The organism is Streptomyces albiaxialis, assembly GCF_039530985.1.
Taxonomy (GTDB): Bacteria; Actinomycetota; Actinomycetes; order Streptomycetales; family Streptomycetaceae; genus Streptomyces; species Streptomyces albiaxialis.
The window spans coordinates 363,932-380,148 of the sequence record NZ_BAAAPE010000015.1 but is presented as its reverse complement, the minus strand read 5'-3'; the positions used below and the strand labels follow the sequence as shown (position 1 = coordinate 380,148).

The 16,217-nt window shown below is 73.5% G+C and carries 11 protein-coding genes; 5 read left to right on the top strand and 6 right to left on the bottom strand.

The annotated features are described in order from the left end of the window. Window positions 1-60 precede the first annotated feature (60 nt). The 3 genes from ABD343_RS30870 to ABD343_RS30860 all read left to right on the top strand — a co-directional run bounded on the left by ABD343_RS30870 (window position 61) and on the right by ABD343_RS30860 (window position 3,918). A complete protein-coding gene (locus ABD343_RS30870; RefSeq protein ID WP_344532896.1) occupies window positions 61-1,239 on the top strand; it encodes an NAD(P)/FAD-dependent oxidoreductase in 1,179 nt (392 codons plus the stop codon). A gap of 43 nt (window positions 1,240-1,282) precedes the next feature. Further along, window positions 1,283-2,419, top strand: a complete 1,137-nt coding sequence (locus ABD343_RS30865; RefSeq protein ID WP_344532894.1) for an FAD-dependent oxidoreductase — start codon at window positions 1,283-1,285, stop codon at window positions 2,417-2,419. A gap of 98 nt (window positions 2,420-2,517) precedes the next feature. Beyond that, complete coding sequence (locus tag ABD343_RS30860; RefSeq protein ID WP_344532892.1) at window positions 2,518-3,918, top strand: SMI1/KNR4 family protein; 1,401 nt, start codon at window positions 2,518-2,520, stop codon at window positions 3,916-3,918. 30 nt (window positions 3,919-3,948) lie between these two features. Here ABD343_RS30860 and ABD343_RS30855 read toward each other — a convergent pair whose 3' ends face one another. The 6 genes from ABD343_RS30855 to ABD343_RS30830 all read right to left on the bottom strand — a co-directional run bounded on the left by ABD343_RS30855 (window position 3,949) and on the right by ABD343_RS30830 (window position 12,783). Beyond that, complete coding sequence (locus ABD343_RS30855; RefSeq protein ID WP_344532890.1) at window positions 3,949-5,010, bottom strand: zinc-dependent alcohol dehydrogenase; 1,062 nt, start codon at window positions 5,008-5,010, stop codon at window positions 3,949-3,951. An 85-nt stretch (window positions 5,011-5,095) separates the two neighbouring features. Next, complete coding sequence (locus ABD343_RS30850; protein WP_344532889.1) at window positions 5,096-8,149, bottom strand: alpha-mannosidase; 3,054 nt, start codon at window positions 8,147-8,149, stop codon at window positions 5,096-5,098. After that, on the bottom strand, window positions 8,142-9,365 hold the full coding sequence (locus ABD343_RS30845; protein WP_344532887.1) for a glycoside hydrolase 5 family protein: 1,224 nt from the start codon (window positions 9,363-9,365) through the stop codon (window positions 8,142-8,144). The genes ABD343_RS30850 and ABD343_RS30845 overlap by 8 nt, the downstream gene beginning before the upstream one ends. A 275-nt stretch (window positions 9,366-9,640) precedes the next feature. Further along, complete coding sequence (locus ABD343_RS30840) at window positions 9,641-10,477, bottom strand: carbohydrate ABC transporter permease (protein ID WP_344532885.1); 837 nt, start codon at window positions 10,475-10,477, stop codon at window positions 9,641-9,643. After that, the gene (locus ABD343_RS30835; protein ID WP_425578315.1) at window positions 10,474-11,451 is read right to left on the bottom strand and encodes a carbohydrate ABC transporter permease; all 978 of its coding nucleotides are present in this window, start codon (window positions 11,449-11,451) and stop codon (window positions 10,474-10,476) included. The genes ABD343_RS30840 and ABD343_RS30835 overlap by 4 nt, the downstream gene beginning before the upstream one ends. A gap of 18 nt (window positions 11,452-11,469) precedes the next feature. Beyond that, window positions 11,470-12,783: an extracellular solute-binding protein gene (locus tag ABD343_RS30830; protein ID WP_344532883.1), complete on the bottom strand. Its 1,314-nt coding sequence runs from the start codon at window positions 12,781-12,783 to the stop codon at window positions 11,470-11,472. A gap of 161 nt (window positions 12,784-12,944) precedes the next feature. Between ABD343_RS30830 and ABD343_RS30825 the strand changes: the two genes are divergently transcribed. Further along, window positions 12,945-14,642: a beta-N-acetylhexosaminidase gene (locus ABD343_RS30825; protein ID WP_344532882.1), complete on the top strand. Its 1,698-nt coding sequence runs from the start codon at window positions 12,945-12,947 to the stop codon at window positions 14,640-14,642. After that, window positions 14,639-16,204, top strand: coding sequence for a family 20 glycosylhydrolase (locus tag ABD343_RS30820; protein ID WP_344532880.1), 1,566 nt, complete (start codon window positions 14,639-14,641; stop codon window positions 16,202-16,204). Before ABD343_RS30825 ends, ABD343_RS30820 begins: the two co-directional genes overlap by 4 nt. Window positions 16,205-16,217: the final 13 nt, after the last annotated feature.

The window sequence follows — 16,217 nt, the reverse complement described above, 5'->3', positions numbered from 1 at the left end:
CCCCGTCCGTCGTACCGGCGAGGCGCCCCGCTGGGGCCGGAGTGACAGGAGAGCGGGAACATGACGACGCGGCATGTGGTCGTGATCGGCGGCGGCTACGCGGGCCTGACGGCCGCGCTGCGGGTCAGCCGGAGCCACCGGGTGACCCTCATCGACGCCACGGGCACGTTCATCGAGCGGATCAGGCTGCACGAGCGGGTGGCCGGGCGCCCGGGGGCCTCGGTGCCGCTGGCGGACCTGGTCGCCGGGCGGGCCGTCACCACCGTCACCGCGCGGGTGACCGCGCTCGACCCCGACCGCCGCACGGTCGGCACGCACGACGGGCGCGAGTTCGCGTACGACCGGCTCGTGTACGCGCTGGGCAGCCGCACCGACACCTCGCGCGTGCCGGGCGCGAACGAGCACGCGTACACGCTGGAGCACGCGGCCGAGCTGAACGGGCGGCTGCTCGACGGGCGCAAGGTGGCCGTCGTCGGGGGCGGGCTGACGGGCGTCGAGGTCGCCGCCGAACTCGCCGAGGCCTCCGGCGGCGCCGCCCGGATCTCGCTGGTGACCGGCGGCGAGCCCGCGCCGGGCCTGTCGGCCAGGGGACGCGGACACGTCGCGGCGACGCTGGAGCGCCTCGGCGCGCGGGTGCACGCGCGGACGCGGGTGACGGCCGTGCACGCGGGCGGGCTCTCGACGGAGGGCGGGGAGATCGCGGCCGACGCCGTGGTGTGGACGGCCTCGTTCGCGGTACCGGCGCTGGCCGCCGAGGCCGGGCTCGCGGTGGACACGCGGGGGCGGGCGCTGGTCGACGGGGCGCTGCGCTCGGTCTCGCACCCGGACGTGTTCGTGGTGGGCGACGCCGCGCGGGTCGAGGTGCCCGGCGTCGGGGAGCTGCGCATGGCGTGCGCGACGGCGATGCCGACCGGGGCGCACGCGGCGGGCGCGATAGAGGAGACGGCGCGCGGCGAGGCGCCCACGCCGTTCCGCTTCCGCTTCCTCGGCCAGTGCGTGGGCCTGGGCCGCGCCGACGGGGTGATCCAGCTCGTACGGGCCGACGACTCCCCGTACGGACCGGTCGTCACCGGCCGTGCGGCGGCGCGCTACAACGAGTGGGTCAACCGCTATCCGGGCTTCTCGCTGCGCCGCGAGCGCCGCAGGCCCGGCACGTACCGCTGGGCCAAGTCGCGGGCGGGCGCCGGGCCCGTGCCGGGTGCGGCCTCTCCGGCGGACGCCGCCCGCAGCGGCTCCTGACCCCCACCGTCCCCCTCCCCCTCCCCTTTTCCTGGAGCTGAGCATGACGCATCTCACCGTCGTCGGCGGCGGGTTCGCCGGGCTGACCGCGGCCCTCGCCGCCGCCGAGGCCGGAGCCGAGGTCACCCTCTACGAGGCGCACCGTGCCCTCGGCGGCCGCGCCCGTACGTCCGACGGCCCGTACCGCACCAACGACGGCCCCCACGCCCTCTACAACGGCGGCGCGCACTGGCCATGGCTGAAGCGCCGCGGTCTGCTGCGGCCACTGGCGCAGCTCCCGCCGCACGAGGGCCTGCGGATGCGCTACCGCCTCGGCGACGCGCTGCGCCGCACTCCCCCGCTGGGCCTGCTGCGGCTGGCGCGGCGCCAGGAGGCCCCGGTGGACGAGCCGTTCCACGACTGGGCGGCGCGGGAGGCCGGCGAGGAGGCCGCGCGCGCCGCCGCGTGCTTCGCGGCGGTCTCCACGTACCACCACGACCCGGGCACGCTCTCCGCCGCCTTCACCCAGGAGCGGTTCCGGCGCTCGGCGAAGCTGCCGCCCGAGGCGCACTATCCGCGCGGCGGCTGGGGCGAGCTGATCGCCCGGATGGCCGACCGGGCACGCGAGGCGGGCGTACGGATCGAGACCGGCGCACGGATCGACGCGCTCGGCGATCTGCCGGACAGCGGGCCCGTGGTGGTCGCGACGACGCTGGACGCGGCGCGGCGGCTGCTCAAGGACGAGACCCTGAGCTGGCCCAGCGGCCGCACGGCGCTGCTGGACCTCGCCCTGGAGCGGCGCGGCGGCGACGCGTTCGCCGTCTCGGACCTCGACGGGCCCGGCTGGGTCGAGCGCTTCACCGCGCAGGACCGCTCCCTGGCGCCGGACGGGATCTCGCTCATCCAGGCCCAGTTCCCCGTGGCGCCCGAGGAGTCGCGGGACGACGCGCTGGAACGCGGCTCACGCCTGCTCGACCTGGGCTACCCGGGCTGGCGCGACCGTACGGTGCACACCAGCAAGGCGATGGCGGCCCACCGGACGGGCGCGATCGACATCGTCGGCACCTCCTGGCGCGACCGCCCGGCCGTGGACCGGGGCGGCGACGTCTATCTCGCCGGGGACCAGGTGGCGGCCCCGGGAGTGCTGAGCGAGGTCTCGTTCAGCAGCGCGCTGGAGGCGGTACGGCTGGCGCTGCGCTGAACGTCCGGCCGCCGCCGACGACGCGCGAGGGGCGCCGTCGGCGGCGTCCCGCCCCCGGCCTGCCCGGCGGTGTCAGTCGCCCCGCGTACGGTCTGCGCATGGCTACTCGGAAGCCCCCCGGGCAATCGATACGCGACTTCGCGACCTGGCAGCCCGTGCTGAGGCTCCTGCGGGCCGCCGAGGCGGGGAAGGCCGGTGCCGGGCCGATACGCGTGGCGGGTCGCATCGGGCGAGGCGGTTGGAGTCTGGCCCTCCCGCACCCGGTGCCACCGCCCGGCCGGGCCCTCCAGACCGAGGACATGCGGGACGAGTTCGACGCGGTGGAGCGCGTGCAGGCCGCGCTGGCGGAGGCCGATGTCGACGACGTCTCGTTCTCGGCCGAGATCGGTCCGGCCGGGACGGCCGTGCTCCGTCTGCTCGGCCCCAGTCCGGCGGTGGAACCCGGCATCGGAACTCCTCATCCCGGTGCGCTCGTCCTGGTCGAGGGCTCTCTTCCCGAGCCCTGGCGCCGCCTCCCCGATCCGACGCACGAGGCGAGGCCCGCCTCCTCGGCGGACCCGGAGTCGCTGGAGCGGACACTGCGGGAACGGCTGCCCGACGCCGTCGGCGCGACGGAGGAGGAGATCGCCGCCGCCGAAGCACGCCTGGGCGTCCGCCTGCCCGAGGAGCTCAGGGTGCTCTACCGGGTGACCCGGGCGCGCTGGGAGGACTGGGGCGACGACTACGAGGCGGCGGACGGTGTCTTCGAAGCGGTGCGCTGCGAACTCTCCTCCGTGGACGACCTGTACGCCGCCGGAGCCTCGATCCGCCACTGCCGCTGGGAGTTCGCGGCCAAGGAGGCGGTCGTCACCCGGCCGGACGCCGCGGTACAGGGCGTCGTCGGATCACCCGGGTGGATCGTGTTCGGCGAGAACGGCGGAGGGGACCGGCTCGCGGTCGACCTGACGCCCGGCCCGCGCGGTCACACCGGGCAGATCATCCTGATCGGCCACGAGGAGAGCGTCGGCGCCGAGTTGCTGGCCGACTCGCTCACCGACTGGGTCCTGGACCGGGAGACGCACGAGCGCCGGCAGCGCGGGGAGGAGCCGCCGCTCGTGGCCCACGTCAACCGCGCGCGTATCAAGAGCGTCCGGGAGGCCGCCCGCCCCGGCCTGGAAGTCCTCTCGATCGGGGCGTGGGACGGCGCACCGTTCAGCCTCGCCCCGGTCATCGGGCTGCCCCGCCTGCGCACTCTCGCCGCGTACGCCGGTACGCTCGCCGACCCGCTGGAGATCGCCGAGCTCACCGGCCTGGAGTTCCTGGAACTCGGCCCGCAGGACTGGCGTGTCCTTCTGGATGCCGACGCCGTCCCCCGGAGCCTGTCGGCCGCGTCCATCACGGCGTACGGCGACCACGACCCCCTGCCCCTCGTGGCTGTCGCCAACGAGATTCTGGCTCTCTGGGACCGGCCCCGGATCATCCAGACGGTTCTGGAAGGAGACCTCGGCCCCCTCGCATAGGCGCACCGAGGGGGCAGCGGGCCGGCCGGGTCAGCGGCCTTCGTCGGTGAAGTCGAGGAGGATCTTGGGCGGGCCGCTGCGGCCCTCCTCCAGCAGCGCGAAGGCGTCCGCGACCCCGGTGGCGGGCAGGACGCGGGCGATCAGCGGTTCCGCGTCCAGGACGCCGTCGCGGAAGAGGGCGACGGTGCGGTCGTAGTGACTGATGCCGTGCTGGATGCCGAGGATGTCCACGCCCTGGAGCGAGAGGTCGCCCGGCACGAACGAGACCGGCTCCTGCGCGACGCCGACCATGGCGACGCGCGCGCCGCGCCCGGCGAGGCGCAGCGCCGAGGTGAACGCCGGGGCCGCGCCCGAGGCTTCGACGATCAGCGAGTAGCCGCCCGCGGGGGCCTCCTCGGGGCGGTAAGCGGCGTGCGCGCCGCACCGCGCCGCGAGCGCGAGGCCGTCCGGGTCGATGCCGACGGCGTGCACTTCAGCCGCGTACCGCCGCGCGTACTGGACGGCGAGCAGGCCCATCGTGCCGGTGCCGATGACGGCGACGCGGTCGTCCACCCGCAGCGCGGCCCGCTCGAACGCCTCGACGACCGAGACGGCGGGCTCGACCAGCGCCCCCGCGAAGGGCGGCAGCCCGTCGGGCAGCGGCGTGACGGCGTCCACCGGCATCCGGGCGAAGTCGGCGGCGCCGCCCTGGAGCCCGTAGAGCCCCGTCTCGCGCAGGGCCTCGCACATCTGGGGGCGCCCGGCGTGGCAGCGGGCGCAGCGGTGGCAGGGCACCATCGTGCGGCCGACGACCGGGGTGCCGACGGGGACGGCCGCCGCCGTGTCCGGGCCGGCGTGGGCGACGACCTCCCCGTACCACTCGTGGCCGAAGAGGTGCGGCAGCGTGAGGCTGCCGTCCTTCAGGAACGCCGAGGTGCCGTGCAGGATCTCCAGGTCGGTGCCGCAGATCCCGGCGTGCCGCACGCGGACGAGCAGCGTGCCGGGCTCGGGCGCCGGGACCGGCACGGTGGCCAGGTCCGTCCGTCCGACACCGGTGATACGGGCCGCACGCATCGTCCCGGTCGGCCAGTTCCCCTGCGTCGGTCCCTGCATCGGTCGTCCCTTCCGTGTGCGCGGGCCCGTATGCCCGTTCGACCCGTGGATCATGGCATACGGGCATACGGGCACGCGCGTCCGGTCAGTCCTCGGCCCGGGCCAGCCGCAGCGTGACGAGGCGGAAGGGGCGCAGCGCGAGGGCGACCCGCCCGTCGGGACCGGCGGTGATCTCCGTACCCTCCGGAGCGCCCTCCGCGAGCGGGCGTTCGAGCAGATCGACCGGGGTCACGGACGCGACCGCGAAGCCGGGCGTGAGCGTGGCCCGCGTCCGCCCGCCGTGCGCCTCGTGGAGGCGGACGACCACGTCGCCGCTGCCGTCGTCGGCGAGCTTGACGGCGGTGACGGTGACGGCGTCGCCGTCCACCGCGACGAGCGGCGCGATCTCGGCGGCGCCGCCCCGCACGCGCCGTTCGGGCAGGTTGACGCGGATGCCCTCGCGGACGGCGTCCCCGATCCCGGCGCCGGGGACCAGCGCGTACCGGAAGCGGTGGACGCCCTGGTCGGTCTCCGGGTCGGGGAAGCGCGGGGCGCGCAGCAGGGAGAGGCGGACGGTGGTCGTGGTCGCGCCGGGCGCCGCGTCGCGGGTGACGTCGTGGCCGTACGTCGAGTCGTTGACGACGGCGACGCCCCAGCCGGGCTCGGCGAGGTGCACGAAGCGGTGCGCGCACGCCTCGAACTTGGCGGCCTCCCAGCTCGTGTTGGTGTGCGTGGGCCGGTTCAGGTGCCCGAACTGGGTCTCGGCGGCGTACCGCTCGGTGTGCAGGTCGAGCGGGAACGCGGCCTTGAGGAAGCGCTCGGTCTCGTGCCAGTCGACCTCGGTCTCCATGTCGAGCCGCCGGGCGCCGCGCTCCAGGGTGAGGAGCTGCGTGGCGCGAGAGTCGCCGAAGCTCCGGGTGACGCGGACGGTCACGCGTTCGCCGGTCTCCCCGGCGAGCGCGATCTCGTCGGCGTCGGTGAGGTCGGTGACGACGTTGCGGTAGAAGGCGTCGACGTCCCAGGCGTCCCACTGGTTGGGGAAGTCGGGGTGGATCTGGAGCAGGTTGGCGGCCTGCCCGGGGGCGAGCGTCTCGCGGTCGGCCACGAGGTCGTACGCGGAGACGACCAGGCCCCGGGCGTCGATCTCCACGCGCAGCAGGCCGTTGGACAGCACGTGCCCGCCGCCCTCGCGCGGGGTGACGGTCACGGGCGCGCCGTCTCCGGCGGACGGCGGGGCCGACGCGCCGAGCGCGGGCGCGCCCGCGCGCGCGTGGGGCGCGGAGTTGAAGACGACCTCGTCCTCGCCCTCCCCCGCGAGCGCGCGCTGGGCGCCGCCGATGATCTCCTCCAGCTCGGCGGCGACCTCCGCGTACGTCCGTTCCGCCTCGCGGTGCACCCAGGCGATCGAGGAGCCCGGCAGAATGTCGTGGAACTGGTGGAGCAGGACCGTCTTCCAGAGCCGGTCGAGCCGCCCGTACGGGTACGCGAACCCGGCCCGTACGGCCGCCGTCGCCGCCCACAGCTCCGCCTCGTACAGCAGGTGCTCGCTGCGGCGGTTGCCCTGCTTCGTCTTCGCCTGGCTGGTCAGCGTCGCGCGGTGCAGCTCCAGGTACAGCTCGCCCGCCCACACGGGGGCGTTGGGGTACTCGGCCTCGGCGGCGGCGAAGAAGTCCGCGGGCTTCTCCCAGGTGACCGTGGCCGCGCCCGCGAGGTCCCGCATGCGGCGGGCCTTCGCGAGCATCTCGCGGGTGGTGCCGCCCCCGCCGTCGCCGAAGCCCGTCGGGGCGAGGGAGCGGGTGGCGCGGCCCTTCTCCTTGAAGTTGCGGGCCGCGTGGGCGATCTCGCGGCCCAGCATCGAGCAGTTGTAGGTGTCCACGGGCGGGAAGTGGGTGAAGATCCGCGTGCCGTCGACGCCCTCCCACCAGAAGGTGTGGTGCGGGAAGGAGTTGGTGGTGGACCAGGAGATCTTCTGGGTGAGCAGCCACCGGGTGCCCGCCGCCCTGATGATCTGCGGCAGCCCGGCGGCGAAACCGAAGGTGTCGGGCAGCCACGCCTCGTCGTTCTCGACGCCGAACTCGTCGAGGAAGAACCTCTTGCCGTGCACGAACTGGCGGGCCATGGCCTCGGATCCGGGCATGTTGGTGTCGGACTCGACCCACATGCCGCCCGCCGGGACGAACCGCCCGTCCGCGACGGCCTTCCGCACCTTCGCGTAGACCTCGGGCCGGTGCTCCTTGATCCAGGCGTACTGCTGGGCCTGCGACATGGCGTAGACGAACTCGGACTCGTCGTCGAGCAGCGCCGTCATGTTCGCGGTCGTACGGGCGACCTTCCGTACGGTCTCGCGCAGCGGCCACAGCCACGCCGAGTCGATGTGCGCGTGGCCGACGGCGGAGAGGCGGTGCGCGTTCGGCTCGGCGGGAACGGCGAGCGCCGGGGCCAGCCGGGCACGGGCCGCGGCGGCCGTACCGCCGATGTCCTGGAGGTCGAGCGCGTCCAGGGCCGCGCCGACGGCGCGCAGGATCTCCCAGCGGCGGGCGCCCTCGACGGGCAGCTCCGGCATCAGCTCGCCGAGGACCTCCAGGTCCTGGACCAGCTCCCACACCTCGGTGTCGAGGACGGCGAGGTCCATCCGCTCCAGCCGGTACTGGGGCTCGCTGCCCGCCGTCTCCTTGTCGCCGAGCTGGGTGGGCAGGAAGGGGTGGTAGTCGAGGATGACGGGGTTGGACGCGGCCTCGATGTGCAGGGCGACCTCTTCCCCGCCCTGCACGGGGGCGCCGATCCGCACCCACTGATTGCGCGGGTTGAGGCCCTTCACCGGGGAGCCGTCGGGCCGGTGGACCAGGCCCTCGCACTGGAAGCCGGGCATGTTCTCGTCGAAGCCGAGGTCGAGCAGGGCCTCGACGGTCTTCCCCGCCCACGCCTCCGGCACGGTCCCCGTCACCCGGAACCAGCTCGTGCCCCACGGGGCGCCCCACCGGTCGCCGACGGACGCGGGCCCGTACGGCGCCGCGAGCCCCTCCTCCACGGGCACGGGCTCGCCGGGCGCGTGCCACACCTCGACGGTCAGCGGCACGGACTCGGGGTAGAGGGCGGGGCGGATCCGCTCCTCCAGGACGCGCTTGAGGCGGTCCTCCACGAGCTTGCGGTCGTCATGCATGGGGCACCTCGCTGGGGTGGACGGTCTCGGTGATGCCGCGGGCGGCCAGGTGTTCATGGTCCTCGGCCCGCTCGGCGAGGACGGTGGTGGGGCGGACTCCGTCGGCCGCGAGCGCGGCCCACGCCTCGAAGACGGGTCCGCCGGGCGCGCAGCCGGCGCCGGGCCCGTCGACGACGACGGCGGTGGTACGGGGCGCGGGCGTGTGCTCCCTGTCGCGCCACGCGGCGGCGAACCGCGCGAGGGCCTTCGCGGCGGGCTTGGGCTCGCGCGTGGTGGTGAGCAGGCCCAGGTCGTATTCGAGCGCGGGGAAGTCGGCGAGGGCGCGGTCGACGTCGTGCGAGCACCACCAGGTGACGCCCCACAGGTCGGGGCAGTCGAGCGCGGCGACGACGGTCGCCTCGGTGAACGCGGCGGCGTCCTCGGCCGGGATGTGCGGCGCGGGCGCGCCGACCTCCTGGAGCCACACGGGCCGCGCGGGGTCGGTCGCCCACGCCTTGGACAGCTCGATCATGTAGACGGCGTGCTGCTCGGTGGCGGTGCCGGTGGGGCCGTGGCGCTGCGCGGTGCCGTTGAACACCCAGGAATGCACGGCGGTCGCGGCGCCGAGAGTCGCGGCCTGCGCGGGCGTGAAGGGGTGGCCGTCCTGGTACCAGGCGGCGTCGTACTCGGCGTGCAGATGCATGCGGTCCGGGGCGCCCTCCTCGCAGGCGTCGAGCATCCGCCGCAGCCAGGAATCGACCTGGTCGGGGGTCGCCGGGTCGGGGTCGGGGTGCGGGGCGTACGAGAACTGGTTGATCTCGTTGCCGAGGGTCATGCCGAGGAAGTTCGGCCGGTCGTTGAGCGCGGCGGCGAGCGTACGCAGATACGCGGCCTGGCCCTCCCCCACCTCCGGGTCGGTGAAGAGGTTGCGGCGGTGCCAGGTGGTGGTCCAGGAGGGCAGGAAGTCGAAGCTCGACAGATGACCCTGGAGCCCGTCGACGTTGACGTCGAGGCCGCGTGCGCCCGCCGCGTCCACCAGCGCGACGAGCTGCTCGACGGCGCGCTCGCGGATGAGGGTGCGGTTGGGCTGGAAGACGGGCCACAGCGGGAAGACCCGGACGTGATCGAGGCCGAGCGCGGCGATCGAGTCGAGGTCGGCCTCGACGGCTCCGAGATCGAAGTCGAGCCAGTGGTGGAACCAGCCTTGAGAGGGCGTGTAGTTGACGCCGAATCGCATGCGGGGTCTTTCTGTCGTCGGTGCGAGGTGAAGTGCGCCGGATCAGGGCGTATCCGGCGTGGTGTGCGGCGCTCGGCACGGGGGGCTGCGCTTGCCGGCCCTGCGCCTCCGGCGCAGACCTCCCAAGCGCAGCCGGACCGATCAGCGGCGCGGGACTGTGTTTGAGGGGCTTGCCCCGTCAGGGGCGCGGGGAACTGCGCGAGCGGGCGAGGCGAAAGCCGCACCCGGCAACGGCGCCAAGGGGCAGCCCGGTTGCCGAGCAAGCGCCGGGCGGCTCATCCTTTGACGGCGCCCTCTCCCACACCCCGGAAGAAATACCTCTGCAAACAGGCGAACATCACAATCAGCGGGACGACCGCGATGATCGTTCCGGCCGCGACCAACCGCTGGTTGTTCGCGAACGTGCCGTGCAGGAAGTTGAGCCCGATGGTCAAGGTGTAGTTCGCGTCGTCCGTCAGGACGATCAGCGGCCAGAGGAAGTCGTCCCAGGCCCCCATGAAGGCGAAGATCGCGACGACGGCGAGGGTGCCCTTCACGGCCGGGAGCCCGATCCGGAAGTACCGCTGCCAGACGTTGGCCCCGTCGACGACGGCCGCCTCCTCGATCTCCTCCGGAATGTTGCGGAACGCGTTCCGCATCAGCAGCACGTTGAGCGCGGCGACACACCCCGGCAGGACGACGGCGGTCAGCGTGTTCTGGAGGTCCAGCGCCCGCATCGTCGTGAGCTGCGCGATCATGATCGACTCGCCGGGCACCAGCATCGCCATGAGGAAGACCAGCGCGGCGTACTTGCGGCCGCGGAACTTCAGCCGGGCGAGCGCGTATCCGGCCATCGAGGCGCCGACGACGTTGGCGAGGACGTTCGCGACCGCGACCTTCAGCGAGTTCAGCGCGTAGTCCCAGACGGGGATGATCTCGCCGACCTTCTTGTAGTTCTCGAAGGTCGGATGCTCGGGCAGCAGCTTGGGCGGGTCACTGTAGACGTTCTCCGTGGCGCCCTTGAGGGAGGTCGAGAGCTGCCAGAGGAACGGCCCGACGCAGATCAGGAAGACCAGGATCAGCAGCAGATACCGGACGGCGAGCCCGAGGTGCTTCCGCCTCTTCGTACTCACTTCTTGTCCCTCCTCTCGGCCGCGAAGACGGCGAGCAGCAGCACCAGGGTGATCACGAACAGCACGAGGGAGATCGCGGACGCGTAGCCGACGCGCCCGGAGAGCCCGGTGCCGACGCGCTGGACGAGCATCACCAGCGTGGTGTCCTCGCCCGCGGGGCCGCCGTCCTGGCCCGCCATGAGATAGACCTCGGAGAAGACGCGGAAGGCGGCGACCGAGGAGAGCGCGGCGACCAGCACCATCGTGTTCCGTACGCCCGGCACGGTGACCGACCAGAAGCGGCGGACAGGCCCGGCCCCGTCCACGTTCGCCGCCTCGTACAGCTCGCGGGGGACGTTGCCCAGCGCGGCCATGAAAATGATCATGTAGTAGCCGAGGCCCTTCCAGACCGTCACGATCATGGCGCTGAGCAGGATCAGCCACTGGTCGCTGAGGAATTTCACGGGCCCGATGCCGATGGTCTTGAACACGGCGTTGACCAGGCCGCGTTCATCCAGCATCCACACCCAGATCAGCCCGACGACCACGACCGAGGCGACCACGGGCGTGTAGAAGGCCGAGCGGAAGAAGGCGATGCCGGGGATCTGCTTGTGCACCAGCATCGCGAGCAGCAGCGGCAGCAGCACCATGCAGGGCACGACGACGACCACGTACAGCGAGCTGTTGCGCAGGCCGATCCAGAACTGCTCGTCGTTCAGCATCTCCTGGAAGTTGTCCAGGCCGACGAAGGTGCCGGGGGCCAGCGTCCGCGCGTCGGTGAACGACTTCCAGATGGTGGCGAAGAAGGGGTAGAGGTTGAAAACGAGGGTGACGGCGATGCCCGGGAGCAGGAACGCCCAGGGGCTGTGCGCCATGTGCGTACGGACGCGGCTTCCGCCGGGGCGGCGCGGCGCGCCCGCGCCGGACGCCGGGCCGGGGCGGTCCGCGCGCTCCGCGGCGCCGCCGTCCGACGGCGTGGTGACTGCGGTCTTCATACGGCCGTGCGCCCCGCCTCAGAGCTGCTTGAGCAGCTTGTTGGACTCGGCGACGGCGTCGTCGAGGGCCTTCTTGGGGCTCTTCTTGCCGAGGAAGACCTTGGAGACCTCCTTCTGGAGGACGGTCTTCATGGGGTCGGTCATCACCGCCGGGGTGTAGTTCACGGCCTTCTTGACGAGCTTGGCCGAGGAGACACGGACCCGGTCCTCGGGGCTGCTGCCCGCCTTCGTCCAGTACGGCTTGTCCAGCGAGCCCTTGGTGCTGGGGAAGACGGCGACCTTACGGGCGAACGCCTCCTGGTTCTGCTGGTTGGTGACGAACTGCGCGAACGCCACGGCCGCGGCCTTGTGCTCGCTCCGCTGGGCGACGCCCAGGCTCATCACGGACATGTTGGGGTGCCCGTTGTTGTTCGGCGCCTCGGTGATGCCTATGTACTTGTAGAGGTCGGGCTGGTTGTCCTTGAAGTTCTTCAGGTCGAGCGCGCCGCCCGGGTTCATGGCGACCTTCTCCTGCTCGAACTTCTGGCCCGCCTTCTCCGGGCTGGAGGACATGACCTGGCTGTCGAGGCCGCCCTTGTCGTAGAGCCGCTTGTACTTCTTCATGAACTCGACACCCTTGGGCGAGTTGTACGTGAACTCGGTGCCCTCCTTGTTCATGAGCGGGACGCCGTAGCGCCCGAAGTCCTCGATGGTGGGCGTGGCGGCGAGCGCGGCGACCTTCTTCTTGGCGAGCTTCTCGCCGTCGGAGAAGAGCTGCGCGTAGTTCTCCGGGGGCTTCTCCGGATTCAGGCCCGCTTCCTCGAAGAGCCGCTTGTTGTAGAACATCGGGCCCGTGTTGAGGTACCAGGGATAGGCGAAGACGCCGTCGAGCCCCGGCATTTCATTGCCCTTCCAGGCCTCGGGCATGTACTTCTTCTCGGCCTTGGCCGCCGTCTCGTCCTTGCTGAGGTTCATCAGGACCCCGGCCTTCGCGAGCGGGTAGGCGAGGTCGGGCGAGACGTTCACGACGTCGGGCAGCTTCTCGGAGGCGGCGTCGGCGCTGAGCGTCTCCGCGTACCCCTCCGCGGGCTTGTCGATCCAGCGGACCTTGGCGTCCGGGTGCTTCTTCTCGAACCGGTCGATCAGGTCGTTGAAGAAGTTCTTGTACTCGGCGCGCAGGTTCCACGTCTGGAAGGTGATCGAGCCCTCCACCTTGCCGCTCGCGTCGGCCGATCCGCCGCCGCCGCTGCCCCCGCAGCCGGTGAGGGCGGTGAGCGAGAGAGCGGCCCCGAGCGCTGTCACCGCGAGGGGAACCGGCCTTCTCCGGAACGATCCTGACATGGGTACGGACATGGGGCCGGCTCCTTTGCTCGGGTCACGACGAATCGCACTGTGCAGCCAAGCGAGAGCCGTGTCAATAGAGTTCGGGGCAACAACTAACACGCTTTAGCTGCGTCTAGCTAAACCGCGTTAGCTGTGCTTGGATCGGTCGCCGTACGTGGAGGTGTGCCCCTGTGACCGCTCTTCGCCCCGAGGGCCCGCGACTTGGCGGGGGCCCTCTCCCGCTCGTCCCGTATCCCCTGTCGGTGCGGCGGAGGCCGGGCACGCTCCGCCTGCGGCGGCCCGGCGGTGTGCGCCTCGGCGTGGACCGCGGGGCCGAGCCCGAGGCCGCGCTGCTGCGGGCCGCGCTCGACGCGTGCGGGATCCTCACGGACGGGGCGCCCGCCGACGCGCCGGAGGTGCTGCTGCGCTTCGGGCCGACGCCGCAGGGCGGGCCCGAGGCGTACCGGCTGGAGATCGACGGCCGGCGTGCCGACGCCGCGCGTGTTGTCCTCACCGCCGACACGCGCGAGGGCCTGGCGCGGGGCATACAGACGCTCCGCCAACTGCTGCACGCCGCGCCCGAGCTGCCGTGCTGCCTGATCGACGACGCGCCGCGCTTCCCCTGGCGGGGCGTGATGCTCGACGTGGCGCGGCACTTCCTGCCCAAGCCCGCGGTGCTGCGGATGATCGACCTCGCCGCGCTGCACCGGCTGAACACGGTCCACCTCCACCTCACCGACGACCAGGGCTGGCGGCTCCCCGTGCCGGGCAGGCCCCGGCTGACGGAGGTGGGCGGTTGGCGCGAGGGCACGCTCGTCGGGCACGCCACGCGCCCCCTCGGCTTCGACCCCACGCCGCACGGCGGCAGTTGGTCGCGCGCCGACCTCGCGGAGATCGCCGCGTACGCGGGCGCCCGGCACCTCACGCTCGTGCCCGAGGTCGACATGCCGGGCCATGTGCAGGCCGCCCTCGCCGCGTACCCCTCGCTGGGCGTCACCGGCCCGCACGGCGTGGCGTGCGGCTGGGGCGTGTCCCCGCACGTCCTGGCGCCGACGGAGGAGGCGCTCGGTTTCGCCCGCGAGGTGCTGGACGCGGTCCTCGGCGTGTTCGACTCGCCCGTCGTCCACCTCGGCGGCGACGAGTGCCCCCGCACCGAGTGGCGCGCCGACCCGGCCGTCCGCGCCCGGGCCCGCGCGCTGGGGCTCCCGTCCGTGGACGCCACGCAGTCCTGGTTCCACGCCCGCCTCGCGGAGCACGTCCGCGCGGCGGGACGGCGTGTCGCGGGCTGGGACGAGATGGCGGAGGGCGGTGAAGCGCCCGAGGACGCGGTCGTGATGGCGTGGCGGGACTGGGTCCGGCCCGGGGTCGCGGGCGCGGCGCTCGCCGCCGGGCACGATGTCGTGCAGTGCCCCGCCGGGTTCACGTACCTCGACCAGTACCAGTCGGACGGCCCCGACGAACGGCTCGCGCAGGACGGGCACCTGCCGCTGGAGAAGGCCGCCGCCTTCGACCCGCTCGCGGTCGGCATCCCCGAGGGCACGCTGGACGCGCCGGGCGCGGGCCGGGTCCTCGGGGTCCAGGCGCAGCTCTGGTCCGAGTACCTGCCCACTCCCGAGGCCGTCGAGTACATGGCGTTCCCCCGGCTCGGCGCGCTCGCGGAGGCGGGGTGGTCGAGCACGGCGCGCCGCGCCGAGCACCCCTTCGCTGGGCGCGCCGCCGCGTACACCGCGCTGCTCGACGCGTTCGGCGTCAACTACCGTCCCCTGGACGGCCCCCGCCCCTGGCAGCGCGGCGGCACGGGGCGCCGGGCGCGTCCCGCCGGTCCGCCGCCCGGGGACGACACGCCGCCGCCCACGCCGGACGACATCCCTTCGCGAGGAGAGTCATGACGCCGCCCTTCGTGCCCGCCGTGCGGGACGTCCAGCAGCGGGACGGTGACGCCTGGGTCCCCGCGCGCGGATGCCGGGTGGCCGTGCTCGCGCGGGACTTCGCGCGGCTGGAGGGGACCGCGCGCGTCCTCGCCGGGGACCTCGCGCGCGTACGGCCGCTGCCCGGGCCGCGGCGGCCCGGGGTGTCGCTCGGAGTGCCGCCCGTCGTGGCGCTCGCGTCCCGTTCCGAGGCGCTGCCCGGCGACGTCGTGCTGTGCCTCGACGAGGTCGCGGGGGCACCGAGCGGCGAGCAGGAGGCGTACCGGCTGGAGTTCACCGCGCCCGTCGCCGTGCTCGCCGGGCACACCGAGCGCGGCGTGCACCAGGCGGGCCGCACCCTGCTCCAGGCGCTGGCGACGGCGGGGCGGCACGGCGCGTACGAGGTCACGGACTGGCCGTCGTACGCGGTGCGGGGGCTGATGGTGGACGTCGGGCGCAAGCCGTTCGGGGCCGGATGGCTGGAGCGGCTGGTGGAGACGCTGTCCGCGCTCAAGCTGAACGAGCTGCATCTGCACCTCTCCGACTCGCTCGCGTTCCGCGTGGAGAGCGAGAGCCACCCGGAGATCGTCGCCGAGGACGCGCTCACGCGGGCGGAGCTGCGCGGCCTCGCCGAGCTGGCCGCGCGGCACCACCTCGCGCTGGTGCCCGAGTTCGACACGCCGGGCCACCTGCGCTCCGTCCTCGACCGCCACCCGGATCTCCGGCTGCGGCTCGCCGACGGCAGCGTGCGCGGCGAGAACCTGGACTACTCGCTCCCGGCCGCCCGCGCGCTCGTCCACGATCTGCTGCACGAGTACGCGGAGCTGCTGCCGGGCGAGCTGTTCCACCTCGGCGGCGACGAGTTCTTCGGCTATTTCTGGGAGCCGGGCCACCGCGTCACGCCCGAGCGGGCGCCGCAGCTCGTCCGGTTCGCGCGGGAGCGGGGCGGGGAGACGCTGCACGACGGCTTCGCCGCGTACGTCAACGAGCTGGCGGGCGTGGTGCGCGAGCACGGCAAGCGGGCGCGGGTGTGGAACGACGAGATCCTGCCGGCCGGCGGCGCCGTGCGCCTCGACGCCGACGTCCAGCTCGACACCTGGATCCGCTGGAACCACGCGCAGCCCTCGGCGGCCGACTATCTGCGCGCCGGGTACGACGTCGTCAACGGCCACGGCGACCACCTCTACTACGTGCTCGGCGAGGACCGTCCGCCGCGCGGCAAGAAGTCGGCGCCCGGCCTGTACGAGGCGTGGACGCCGCGCACCGTGATGGACGCGCCCGGCGAGGACGCCGAACTGACCCCGGACGAGCGGGACGAGCGGCCGGGGCGGCTGCTCGGCGCGCACCTGTCGATCTGGTGCGACACGCCGGACCTCGCGACGGAGGACGAGATCGCGGAGGGAACGGCGCCGTGGCTGCGGGCGTTCGCCGAACGGCTGTGGTCGGCCCCCGCGGGACCGCGTGACCCGGCGCCGGACCACGCGGCCTTCGAGCGCCGGTACGCCCGTCTCGCACCTGGCGGGGCGGCCAACGGGCTTGCATGACAAGGTCGTTCAC